The sequence below is a fragment of the Paenibacillus cellulosilyticus genome, assembly GCF_003182255.1.
GTDB lineage: Bacteria > Bacillota > Bacilli > Paenibacillales > Paenibacillaceae > Paenibacillus_T > Paenibacillus_T cellulosilyticus.
Map to the genome: position 1 here is coordinate 67,502 of NZ_QGTQ01000024.1, position 12,705 is coordinate 80,206.

Below are 12,705 nucleotides of genomic sequence, written 5' to 3' on the forward strand. Positions count from 1 at the left end.
ACAAAATATTACCTGTTTTTTATTAAAAATTACCTTCTTTTTATAGTTGCTAATTAATTGGGTTAAATGTTAAGCACAAAAAGGACCAACATTAGATCTGATCGCTGTTACTAACTAGGCTTTTCTAGAAAAAGCCCGGTACCCAAATGGACGCTCTCAACCTATAATACGAAATAGAGTCAGACCTACCCTAGCAAACCGAGAGGAATGTTGTAAATGCCAACGATCGATATGCCCCTAGAGCAGTTGAAAACGTACGAAGGAAGAAACCCTCGTCCAGCGGATTTCGATGCTTACTGGGACCGGGCATTGGACGAGCTTCGTGCCGTTGACCCGCAAGTCGAGCTCATTCCGAGTTCGTTCCAGACGCCGCAGGCGGATTGCTTCGATCTTTATTTCACGGGCGTCCGAGGCGCTCGTATTCATGCCAAATATGTTCGTCCGAGGAACGTAGAAGGCCGTCATCCGGCTGTCCTTCAATTCCACGGTTACACTGGCAACGCTGGCGATTGGAACGAGAAGCTGGCTTACGCATCTCTCGGATTCTCCGTGCTGGCATTAGATTGCCGCGGCCAAGGCGGCTACTCGGAGGATGTTGGCGGTGTCCGAGGCACTACGCACAACGGCCACATTATCCGCGGTCTGAATGACCATCCCGACAACCTGCTGTTCCGCCATATCTTCCTCGATACGGCACAGCTGGCGCAGATCGCGCTCGCACTGCCAGAGGTGGATCCCGATCGCGTCTATGCGATGGGCGGCTCGCAAGGGGGCGCCTTAACGATTGCCTGTGCGGCGCTTGAGCCTCGTGTGAAGAAGCTTGCACCTGTATTCCCGTTCCTCTGCGACTACAAACGCGTATGGGAAATGGATCTCGACAAGGACGCATACGGAGAGCTGCGCACATTCTTCCGCCATTTCGATCCGCTGCATGAGAAGGAAGATGAGATTTTCGAGAAGCTCGGCTATATCGACCTTCAGTATCTAGCAGAACGCATTCGCGGCGAAGTACTCATGTTCGTCGGCCTGATGGACACGATCTGCCCGCCATCCACGCAGTTCGCTGCGTATAACAAGATGACGGCGCCAAAGCAGTACGTCATCTATCCCGACTTCGGCCACGAGCATCTGCCAGGCTGCGGCGACCGGACGATGCAGTTCTTCTTGGAGAAATAGAAATAAAAGAAACTCGGAGAGAGCATGCCACCATGCTTCTCCGAGTTTTTTTGCCGCTGATACGCATTATTCGATCAAATCCGTTACCGCTCCCTTGGAGGCAGATGCAACCAACCGCGAATACTTGGCGAGCACGCCTGTCTTGAACTTGAGCGGCGGCTGTACCCACGCGCTTGCACGTTCCGTCAGCTCCTCGTCTGTTACGTCGAAGCTGATCTGCTGCGTCTCGCTGTCGATCACGACCGTGTCCCCGGTCTTCAGCAGCGCGATTGGTCCGCCTACCTGCGCTTCTGGCGAGACGTGGCCGACCACGAAGCCATGTGAACCGCCCGAGAAACGGCCATCGGTCATGAGCGCGACTTCGCCGCCTAGCCCTTTGCCCACGATAAGTGCCGTAACCGACAGCATCTCCGGCATGCCCGGTCCGCCCTTTGGTCCGCAGTAGCGGATAACGAGTACGTCCCCTGCTTGAATCTCATCTCGCAGAATGGCCTGCGTCGCATCGTCCTCGCTATCGTAAACTTTCGCTGGTCCGACGAAACGCGTCTTCTTCATGCCGGACATTTTGGCTACAGCCCCATCTGGAGCGAGGTTGCCCCTTAGCACGACAAGCGGACCGTTTGACTTAAGCGGTTGATCCATCGGTCGGATGATCGCTTGCTCCGCTTGCAGCGGCTCGGCATCCGCCAGGTTCTCCGCCAGCGTCTTGCCCGTTACCGTCAGACAATCCCCATGGAGCAGTCCTTCTGCGAGCAGCATCTTCATGACCCCTTGCACGCCGCCGATATCGTTCAAGTCCTGCATCACATATTTGCCGCTTGGCTTCAGATCGGCCAGATGCGGTACGCGAACGCGAATCCGTTCAAAATCGTCCAGCGTCAGATCGACCCCAACCGAATGCGCGATCGCAAGCAGATGCAAGAACGCATTCGTCGAGCCGCCAAGCGCCATGACGACCGTAATGGCGTTCTCGAACGCTTCCTTCGTCATGATGTCCTTCGGATAAATATCCTTCTCCAGCAGCGCCAGCACCTGCTTGCCCGCTTCGGCACATTCAACCGCCTTGTTCGGCGAAATCGCCGGTGTCGAGGAAGAGCCAGGCAGGCTCATTCCCATCGCTTCCGCCGCTGCCGCCATCGTGTTAGCCGTGTACATACCGCCGCAGGAGCCTGGACCCGGGCAGACGCTGCACTCGATTTTATGCAGCTGCTCATCGTTCATTCGGCCATCGTGGTAGCTGCCAACCGCTTCGAATGCCGTAACGATATCCACGTCCTTGCCGTCCAGCTTCCCTGGCTGGATCGTTCCCCCGTACACATAAACAGCCGGAATGTTCATTCGGCCAATCGCCATTAGGCAGGCCGGCGTGTTCTTATCACATCCGCCAATTGCGACCAGCGCATCGAACCGCTCAGCACCCGTTACAATCTCGATCGAATCCGCAATCGCTTCCCGGCTTGGCAGCGAGAAGAACATTCCTTCATGCCCCATCGAGATGCCGTCCGATACGGTGATCGTGTTGAAAATAAGCGGTGCCCCGCCGTTCTCCCGTACCCCGCGTTTGGCTTGAACCGCTAGGTCATGAATGTGCATGTTGCATGGCGTGACCTCACTCCATGTACTCGCAACGCCGATCATCGGCTTCTTGAAATCATCATCGTTGAACCCGACAGCCCGCAGCATGGCGCGGTTCGGCACCCGATTGACACCTTCGCTGATCACTTTACTGCGCGTACGCAAATCTTTGTGCTCTCCCATTGTCCTCGCTCCTATCTCATTAGAGTAATCCGTGAAGCTCCTGCATCGGACGGATAAAATTCTGTTTCATCAGTGCATGCGCCCGCTCACTATCCTTCTGCTCGAAGGCTTCAATAATGGCAGCATGCTCTTCAACGGAAGCGCCGGTTGCCGTCATCGATTGCTGCAGGAACACATACTTGAACCGGCGGATATGAATTTGGAGCGAAGCGCTGAACGATGCAGCGTACGGATTGTCCGATAGCTCCATGATCAGGTTGTGAAACTGCTCATCCGTCTCCATTGCTTGGTACGCCTGCCCGCTCTTGATCGCAGCCGCGAACTCTTCATTGATCGCCTTCAGCTGCTCGATCTGCTCGGGCAAGATTACTTGCGCCGTTGCTTCCGCCGCTAACGCTTGGAGCGCCGCCATCGTCGGGTACATTTTGAAAATATCGTCCTTCTCAATGACCGTTACAATCGTTTCTTTGCCCGGACGGGTAGAGACGAGCCCCTGCACCTCCAGCAGCTGCAGCGCTTCCCGAATCGGTGTGCGGCTGACGCCTAACGAGTCGGCTAGCTCCGCATCGAACAGCTTCTCGCCGGGCTGCAGCGTACCATCAATGATCCAACGCTGAATTTGCGACAAAGCGCGTTCTTTCGCAGACATTCGTAGAGGCGAGACGTAATTGGTTGGGATTGGCATGGTTATCATCCTTCGTTCATTCGTTTGTTATATGCAATATATCGCATATTGCATATCAAATTCAAGTACAAAAAAACAGCGACGGTCAAGAAGCCGAAATTCCGGTCCTGACTGCCGCTGTTGCCACATCGAACGAGACTATTTTATAAACCAATCAGAACTTATCCGTCTTATACCAAAACAGAGGCAGCGGGAACCAGCCAGCAGGTGCGCCGACCTCCATATACCGGCTATGCTGCGTGAGCAGCAGCTTCTGCGCTTGCTGCTTACTGAGCGTTACTGCATCAGGCTTAGCCGTACGTTCCACTGTCACGCCATGCTCATCAACGCGCGCTGTAACGGGTTGACCATCCATGACGGCAGAGAATTCTCCTGCTACAAGTCCCGTAGACCGGTGCTTTAGCGTTAAATAGGCTTCTACTACGTTAGCAAAATCCAAAATGTTATACATATCGGATGTCTCGATGACACACTCTTCCGCAAGTTCACCCAGCTGTGCATTGAGTGCCTTATCGTAATCCGGCGAGTTGACGGTAACCCGCCATACCTCCTGATTAGCCATATAAGCTTTAATTGTCCGTACAATTTGATCCGGATGCTCCAGCGCCAATTCCGAAATCTCGTTCCCTTCTTTATTCACGAGCAAATAACCAATCAATCTGCCCGCTTCCAGCACTCCTAGCGGATTAAGATTAAACGTCTTCATAATTTGAGGCAGTATCTGCGCAGCCCGCTCCACATGGGCCAGCCGCGAAGTATTCAGCCGCTGCGCCAAAGCCACTGCTCCTTCAGCTTCAAACAGCGGACAAAAGGATATGCCTTCCGCATTCGTATCCTTAAGCGCATGACGAATGTTGTCCTGAGTGACCGTATGCTTGACCCTCGCGCCTCCAAGGGTGAAGCCAAAATACTCATAACGCTGACGCTGGCCCGCCAGTACGATCATATCGTACGCTTCTTCGCTCAGTCTCTCCAGCCAGCTGTTCATCAGCACCTTCATATGCCCTTCGCCGCGCGCACGAGGATGCACGGACACGGTGCCCAAGTACCCGGTTTGCAGCTTGTGATCGCATACGTTCAACCGCTCTGGCAGAACCGCCACTAGCGCGCGCATCCTGCCCTGCTCGTCGACAGCAACCATTTGCAGAGATGAGGAATCGATGCCCTTACCATATACTTTGGGAAGAAGCGTTTCGAAGTCCGCACCAAAAGCATAGTTCGCGAGATCAATATACTCGTTTCTTTCTTCAGGCCTTGCGCTTCTGTATTCAGCCATTGTCTTCGTGCTCCTCAATTGTTAAGTCGTCTTACTTAACAATTCGGATTCAGCGGCCAGTCTCCTGCTCCATCGAATAGGAATGATCAAGCCGCCATCTTCGACTTCCGACCTTCTCGTTTCCCTGCCCGAAGCGATAACCCGAAGCAGAGGACAAGGACGATACAAGCAAGCAGGTAAGGGAAATTGATATTCATATCGAACAGCGCTCCCGCCACGATCGGCCCAATGATATTGCCAAGGCTGGTGAATGCGGAGTTAAGGCCTGCCACATAGCCCTGCTGATCCTTCGCCAGCTTCGACATCTGAGTGCTGACTGCAGGACGAAGAATATCCGTCGCCAAAAATACGATGAACGTAACGGCGCAGATCAACCAATACTTATGAACGAACAACGTCAATAGGATGAACAAGCCGGACAAGAGCAGGCAGATCGAGATGACCCGGCGCTCGCCGAAACGGTTTAGAATCCAACTGAACGCCGTCAATTGCACGACCGCGCCAGCGATCGAGCCGAACGTTAGAATAAAGGCAATATCCTTAGGCCCAAATCCGAATTTCTGATTGACGAACATGCTGAATAACGTCTCGAAATTCGCAAGTCCAAACGACATGACAAATACGATAACCAAGCCTAGAAAATAAGGCGCGCGATATGAACGCATCAACTGCACGAACAAATTGCCGCGTTCTTGAGCAGGAGCAGCAGCAGCAGCAGTAGCAGTAGCTGATGCAGCCGATCGTTCCAGCTTGGACTCCCTCAGGAACAGCAGCGTCACGCAGGCTGCGATAAGCCCTGCCACTGCAGCCGCGAAGAATGGCACACGTACACCGAATTCGGCTGCATAGCCGCCAATGCCAGGGCCAATGATGAAACCCGTCGTAATGGATGCTGTAATATAGCCCATACCCGTTGCCCTGTCCTCCTCGGAGGTAACGTCCGCTGCGAACGCCATAACGGCGGGCATTATTAATGCAGCGGCAATGCCGCCGAGCATCCGCGAGACGAATAGCAGCATGGACGATCCCGCAATTCCGAACAACCACTCCGATACGGCGAAGATGATCATACCGATCAAGATCATCTTCTTCCTCCCATTGGAGTCAGCCAATCGTCCCGCCAGTGGCGAGAACAGAAACTGCGTCAGCGAGAAGGCTGCGACGAGCAGGCCGACCGCCGAACCCGTTATGCCAAGCTCCTCCATAAACATCGGTATAATGGGTATGACAAGTCCAACCCCGGTAAATACGAGGAACAGATTTAACATGAGAATAAGGATGGCGCCTTGCTTCTTCAATAAAATGGCCATACGAGAAACCTCCACCTTGCTCTTGTGATCAAGCTTCACGACCATTCAACGTTCCGATGCTGATCGCGGAGAACTGCCTCAGAATCCCGCTCACCTTTCTCGACTCACTCTCTTGGCACCGAACAATTAGAATGACAGACGCTTTTACACTTGAACTCGGTGTCGCTTCATTGTATCGATTGGCGAACAGCTTATTCAGCATATAACCGATGAGAGCACCGATCCCTAAGCCGATAAGCCCCCATAGGACAGGTCCCCATTTGAGATCAAAACCAAAGGATGCGCCTAGGACGGAGCAAATCGTACCGATAACAGCTGCCGCATCGAAGGCACCGTTGCCGCTTCCACGGTATATAGAATGCTGCAGGCTCGGTTTAGCCGCTGTCGATTCCATCGGAACAGCGGCGATTTGATGCTTCTGGATTCCGTCCCGCTCCAACGCTAATATTGCCATCTCCAAATCATCGGACGGTTCGAATGCTGCGATAATGTGCAATGGCAATTCCTCGCTTCCTATCATCTATAGCAGTTGGTAATCAGGAGGCTGTACCTTGGTTCGGAAGTATTGGCATTGCTCCCGCTCGTACATCTCATTCATTTCCACCGCCATGACATACGCTGAGTAAGCAGCAAAGCAATACATCGACGGAAAGAAGCTAAACCATTCTGGATCAATAATGGTTCGGGCCTGTTCCAGTGAGCCGCGAATGATGAGCACAACTGCCTCCACCAGATGAGCGTAGTATGAGATCGCGATGCAGCTAACAGCAATAAATGCTCCACTTGGCAGCCGTTGGAGATAGAGATGGCCTAGTCCGGGGAAGAGCATGGACCAAATCAGCGCGCGTCGCGGCGATCTTTTATCGAGCAGTGTTATAGTGAACCCATTCATAGCGAACAGCTTGATGGGCTCCGGCTCGCTCTGCGCTAATAGATAATGTTTGTTCAGTTCGATCGTTTTGGAATAGCTGTCCCATATCGAATAACAATAAATCGGGATGTACAGAAGAAGCCATCTCGGCTCTAATACATCATCAGCTGCTTCGAATCGACCGACAAAAGAGTACACCATCGCTTCGTTGAGATTAACCTTCGTATTGATGAAGAACTCCCATGCGATCAGTACAAATCCTTTGGTATAGTAGCCAAGCAGCAGATGTCCGAATCCAGGAAAGGCAGCGGACCACCATGCAACGACCCATGGATTACGAGCCCAAATCTGATGGAAATTGAATCCCGTTGTGACACTCGAATATCTTCGGGGGAACTTAGGTGCCGTCATGCGCTGCATTTCATCCGTCACATTCCTCGTCTATTATTTTTGACTGGCGGATACTTTCCCCGCTCCCCTCATTAGCCCGATAACCCATAGTACGACAGGAATGACTATCCCCATCGCGATTATATAAGGGGGAAAAACGATCGAATCCCAGTGCTGCATATAGATGACATTCGGATAAACGATCTGCGAGAAAATGATCATCATGATCGCGCACGGTAACGTAAGCGTTCGATAGTTGTTTAATCGCAGTATTTCCGATAAACTCGTGACCCATGAATAGAAGTAGAAGGTCGTCTTCATATAGGTCGTAATAAACCACAAGCCTGCTAATATCGCTTCAATTCGCTGAATGAAGTTCCCGATGCTTATTTTCTTAACCAAAGCATAGCTCGGAAATATGCTTCTCATCGTAATATCAGGACCCAGAATCCATATACACAGCAGCGTAACGAACACGACGCATAGCCCGCCTGCTAACGCAGCAAGGAAAAGTCCCATGCGAGCCAAATTCATCTGACGATCTTGCACCCTTGGCAGCAATGCGAATAAAAATACCATTGGCATATAAGCGGTGCCAGCAAACGTAATTCCAGCCCAGATAACCGACTTCGTACCTGCTTCATAGATAGGAAGCATATTGTCTATGTTAATTTGCGGCGTGAGGGTTGTGACGAGAACGAAGAATAGAATAAGGAACCAGGGCAGCATCAGCTCCGACGTTCTCGCGATTGACTCCAATCCCATTCGAGTCCCCATGACCACAATGATGGCAAACAATATGCAGGTGAACACAACAGGCGTACGCGGCAAAAAGTGAATTTGAAAAAAATTGGTTACATAGAACAACACGGTCGCTGTTCCGATGAACGAATACAAGGAATAAATCAGCGAGATGATGATCCCCGCCCACCTCCCAAGCACCGCTTCGCAAATACCAACAAACGTTTTGTCCGGATACATCCGCCACAGCATGACATATAAGCCAACGGTCAACATCCCGAGCAGGATGCCGACAAGCCCGCCGATCCACGCATCCTGCTTTGCGATACTGGCTAATCCTGAAGGAATGACGAGGACCGTCGTGCCGACCGAATATAAGAAAACAAGCACCATTAATTGACGACCATTTATTTTTCCGTTATCAAGCAAGGCCATCCCACTCTCCTGATCGTTACTCGAAGGTTCTCTTCATCGATTCCCCTATCGGCTCGAATATAACGGCCGCCCAATCTAACGGATTCGGAAGGGGGACATGTCGTACCGAGACTAGACTGAGCGCAGTAGCCACCAGCATAGCAACGACGAAGGTCCACAGATCCTTCTTGAATTTCATCAGGGAAGGGATTTCAATGATGAAACAAAATCCGACGATTATGATAATCCCTGCAATGAACCACATCATCCATTATCCCTCTTTACCCATCGTGAGTGAACGAATTGTCGATCGTACCGGTTCGCTTAATGTCGACTTTTACCGTAACCGTAACCGATGCCTCAACAAAATGCTCGTCCCAGTCATTCTCCATCTGCTTCCATGCTTTGAGATTGCTGCGATGAAGTGCATTGCCGAAGCCGAAGAAGTCACACTTGAACGTTTTCTGACCCGCTTCTATCGTTTGTTCTACGATGTCTTTCAACGACTGTTCAGCTTCATGCTCTAACGAATCGATGACACCCTCCTGCGTTATATCCATCTTGCACATCACTTCACCCACATTCTCCTCCACTCGCAGGTCGACGGTTAGATGCGGTTTGCCGTTACGAATTTCCGTCCTCATCTTGGACTTCGAGCGAATAATCTCCAGCGCGACATTACCGTCACCACTCGGGCAAGGAACATGCCCTACGGTGCTCTTCACACGATTGATAATGTAGTTATAGCCTTTGCTCTGCTCTTGGCTCATCCAACCGATCAATTTATCCATGCGAAATACGGCAAGTCCATTGTTGCGCAATCGCGCATCGGGCTGAAGCTTCTCCACATTGCTCTTTTGTTTTCCCTTTTCCTCATTGCCTGTAGCTTTAATGCCGCTGAGCACGGGGTTATTTCCTTTGCTCTCATAGTCCCTGATGAACATATCCAGCGTGACAGCAGATACAGGCGCCCATGCCTTCTCCGAAACCTGAATGGAATTAAATATTTTGCTGGCTGGAATTTTATCGAGCGGAGTGAGCAGCTCCAGCAAATCTTCTGCATTCGTATCTTTTGCTATAAGCACATAGAAGTCCATCCTTAGCTCATAATCCCTCGATATCAAATCCAATGCATCTGCAATCCCTTCTCGCGCCAGCTCTTCCCCGATTACGACAACCCGAAGATGAGAGGCATATATTTTTCGGGGACTGATGGTTGTCATCTTACGGATCGCTTCGAAAATCGTAGCGCCGCTCGCTCGATATGTCGTAACCGGCGTCGAATAGCCTGCCGAGCCTTTGGACGCTGCGACCTCTGCTGGCTGTACGACCTGGACCGTTACGCGATAGCGGTCACCAACCTTATCGATTCCGAGTCCAACCGAGATTGCGATCTCATTCAATTCTCTCCGATCCCAGCAGCCCGTCAGCGTTAGAGTCAGAGACAGAGCAAGCACAATGCATAGGAAGCGATTAGCCCAAGTCCTCATGATCGCTTCGACCTTCTAGGATTAGGCTGCCGGAACGGATTCAGCTTGCCGAACATGCTTGGCCTTGTATTCATTTTGCGCTGCGTAACCCGGAGAATGACATCCTTCTGATCGCTGAAATGGAAAGGACCTACCGGCGACATATAAGGGACACCGAAGGAACGTAAGCTGGTCAAATGCAGCAGTATAGCGACAATTCCGATGAAGATACCGAACATGCCGAAGGCTGCGGCAAGACCCATGAAGAAGAACCGACTGATCCGGACTGCAATCGACATATCGAATTCAGGAATCACGTAGCTTGATATGGCTGTAATCGATACGACAATAATCATGCTGGCCGAAATGATCCCTGCTTCAACAGCCGCCTGCCCGATAACGAGCGTTCCGACAATGGAAACAGCTTGTCCAACCGCCCTCGGCATACGTACCCCGGCTTCGCGCAATATCTCATAGGTCGCTTCCATGATGATCGCTTCGACGAATGCGGGGAACGGCACCCCTTCGCGCTGTGCGGCGAGGCTGATCAGCAGCTGTGTCGGAATCATCTCTTGATGATACGTTGTAATAGCGATGTACAAGGCAGGTACAAGCGTAGCGATGAACAACGCGAAATAGCGTAGCCCCCGAATGATTGTACTGATGTCAGCCCGATGATAGTAATCTTCGGCTGCTTGGAAGAACTGGATGAATAGACTCGGTACGAGCAGCACATGCGGCGTTCCGTCGATTAAGATGGCAACTCTGCCCTCAAGCAGGGAGGCAGCAATCGTATCGGGCCTCTCCGTGTTAATAATGGTCGGGAAAATCGTATACGTCTCGTCCTGTATGAATTCCTCGATATAACCGCTTTCCAGAATCGCATCGATTTCGATCGATTGAAGCCGTCTAACAACTTCATCAATGACTTCTTTCGGCGCAAGACCTTCCATGTACATCGTGGACACGTTCGTCTGTGTCACTGTTCCGATCGTATGATTTTTGAGCACAAGATTCGGGGATTTAACGATCCTGCGGATCAAAGCAATATTGACATGGATGTTTTCCGTGAAGGCTTCCTTCGGCCCCCGAATAACGGTCTGATTCGTCGGTTCCGTGACGGCCCGCTGCTCCCATCCCGCCATAGGAATTTGAAACCCTTCGATGCAGCCATCTACAACAACGACAACATAGCCTTTCATCAGCGATTGCACCGCCGAATCCAGGCTGTTGAATTTACTTATTTGTCCAACCGCCAGAATGGAGTCCATTAGCAGATCAAGCAGCTCGGAACCTTGATGCCCTTCCGTCGTGACTCGTTCCTGCATCAGCGGCTCTAATATAAATTGATAAATTTGTCTCTCGTCTGATAATCCATCGAAATATAAGAGCGCAATCTGGATCGAATGTCCTTCTGCTCCAACCCGTACTTTGCGGATGATGAGGTCATCACTGTAATGGGTTTGCTTTCTAATTTCCTCAATGTTACTTTCCAGATTAGTTTCCAGGCAGGCCTGCGTTTTCAAGGTCGTATTCATCGGCATCGCGCATCCCTCCTGTCGTCTTCGTTGTTAACGACCATTATTAACGGAGGTTATTTTTTCTAAACGCCGACCATATCATGCACCAAATTCAAGCAAGAATAAGATTGTACCTATCGGGTAATGATGACATCAGGAAATTTGAGGATGTTGAGGGATATCGTGTAGAAGCATTCATACCACTGTCGAGCAAGGGGAATTCAATCGTCATGCCTAATGCTGTGCCATACTTGATTTTGATTTTCCTATCTGTCGTGACGCTGATCTATGCCTTTTATTATGCTAGAACCTATATAACGCTCGTATGGTTCCTCGCCCTCGCCGGTCTAATCTATGTGTTCGAGTTTGTCATTCTAGTGCTGTTCAACTCTTACGTCTATTATCCGAAATTGATTGATAATGCGTACTTGGATAGTATGTTCGGCGCGTTTGTATCCAACTTCTGTGCCGTTCCTGTTGCAGGAATCACGATCATCACCTTTCGTCTTCGTTTTGTATGGTTCATCGTATCCGCACTATTTTTCATCGGCGTTGAATGGCTGTTCCTACGACTCGGCATCTATGAACACCATTGGTGGAGACTGTCGTATACCTTCGTATTAATTATCGTTTTCTTCTGGCTTTCGCGCTACTGGGCTAGCCAGACCGTGCTTGGCTCGAAGCTGTTCCGCTATTTATCTATGGTGCTGTTCTCTGTAAGTCTATGCGACTCACTAGGCTTTGCCATGTCCCTTGCTGGAACTTGCGCTTTTCATATTGGATTGTTCGCTAATCCGACGAGAGATGACATATTTGTGAGATTTTTATTCATTATGGCAACGAGCCTTATTCTTGCATCCACAATCTTCATTACAACTTCTCTCCGCTGGATTACTGCCGCCCTAGCTGTCGTGACTGCTATTCAGATTACGCTTTACGCAGCAGGGATTATGCGAATCTACATTTCACTTTGGCTGTTCTATCCGATCTTCATGATCTGCCACCTGATGATTACTTGGCTGCTTGTGAAGTCCAAGCATGCCTTTCACGAGCTGAACAGCGTGGAGCGTTAAAAGCTAAGGCTGCCCTGAGTAT

General features: G+C 50.8%; 12 protein-coding genes. 2 read left to right on the forward strand and 10 right to left on the reverse strand.

The features are described 5' to 3' along the window. Positions 1-216: 216 nt before the first annotated feature. The gene (locus DFQ01_RS22900) at positions 217-1,176 is read left to right on the forward strand and encodes an acetylxylan esterase (protein WP_110046247.1); all 960 of its coding nucleotides are present in this window, start codon (positions 217-219) and stop codon (positions 1,174-1,176) included. Between the two features lie 66 nt (positions 1,177-1,242). Here DFQ01_RS22900 and ilvD read toward each other — a convergent pair whose 3' ends face one another. From ilvD to DFQ01_RS22950, 10 genes are all read right to left on the reverse strand, one after another. Further along, positions 1,243-2,934, reverse strand: a complete 1,692-nt coding sequence (gene ilvD / locus DFQ01_RS22905) for a dihydroxy-acid dehydratase (RefSeq protein ID WP_110046248.1) — start codon at positions 2,932-2,934, stop codon at positions 1,243-1,245. Between the two features lie 19 nt (positions 2,935-2,953). After that, positions 2,954-3,619: a GntR family transcriptional regulator gene (locus DFQ01_RS22910; protein WP_110046249.1), complete on the reverse strand. Its 666-nt coding sequence runs from the start codon at positions 3,617-3,619 to the stop codon at positions 2,954-2,956. A gap of 154 nt (positions 3,620-3,773) precedes the next feature. Continuing rightward, complete coding sequence (locus DFQ01_RS22915; RefSeq protein WP_110046250.1) at positions 3,774-4,895, reverse strand: GNAT family N-acetyltransferase; 1,122 nt, start codon at positions 4,893-4,895, stop codon at positions 3,774-3,776. An 86-nt stretch (positions 4,896-4,981) separates the two neighbouring features. Continuing rightward, positions 4,982-6,205: an MFS transporter gene (locus DFQ01_RS22920; RefSeq protein WP_110046251.1), complete on the reverse strand. Its 1,224-nt coding sequence runs from the start codon at positions 6,203-6,205 to the stop codon at positions 4,982-4,984. Positions 6,206-6,233: 28 nt separating this feature from the next. After that, a complete protein-coding gene (locus tag DFQ01_RS22925) occupies positions 6,234-6,707 on the reverse strand; it encodes a hypothetical protein (RefSeq protein ID WP_110046252.1) in 474 nt (157 codons plus the stop codon). A gap of 18 nt (positions 6,708-6,725) precedes the next feature. Next, positions 6,726-7,487: a hypothetical protein gene (locus tag DFQ01_RS22930; protein WP_146216917.1), complete on the reverse strand. Its 762-nt coding sequence runs from the start codon at positions 7,485-7,487 to the stop codon at positions 6,726-6,728. A gap of 33 nt (positions 7,488-7,520) precedes the next feature. After that, positions 7,521-8,642: a GerAB/ArcD/ProY family transporter gene (locus DFQ01_RS22935; protein ID WP_110046254.1), complete on the reverse strand. Its 1,122-nt coding sequence runs from the start codon at positions 8,640-8,642 to the stop codon at positions 7,521-7,523. A gap of 16 nt (positions 8,643-8,658) precedes the next feature. Further along, complete coding sequence (locus DFQ01_RS22940) at positions 8,659-8,889, reverse strand: hypothetical protein (RefSeq protein ID WP_245946835.1); 231 nt, start codon at positions 8,887-8,889, stop codon at positions 8,659-8,661. 13 nt (positions 8,890-8,902) lie between these two features. Beyond that, positions 8,903-10,111, reverse strand: a complete 1,209-nt coding sequence (locus DFQ01_RS22945) for a Ger(x)C family spore germination protein (protein ID WP_110046255.1) — start codon at positions 10,109-10,111, stop codon at positions 8,903-8,905. After that, complete coding sequence (locus tag DFQ01_RS22950; protein ID WP_245946836.1) at positions 10,108-11,634, reverse strand: spore germination protein; 1,527 nt, start codon at positions 11,632-11,634, stop codon at positions 10,108-10,110. The genes DFQ01_RS22945 and DFQ01_RS22950 overlap by 4 nt, the downstream gene beginning before the upstream one ends. Before the next feature lie 206 nt (positions 11,635-11,840). Here DFQ01_RS22950 and DFQ01_RS22955 point away from each other — a divergent pair, with 206 nt between their 5' ends. Continuing rightward, on the forward strand, positions 11,841-12,683 hold the full coding sequence (locus DFQ01_RS22955; protein WP_146216918.1) for a hypothetical protein: 843 nt from the start codon (positions 11,841-11,843) through the stop codon (positions 12,681-12,683). The last annotated feature ends 22 nt before the right edge of the window (positions 12,684-12,705 follow it).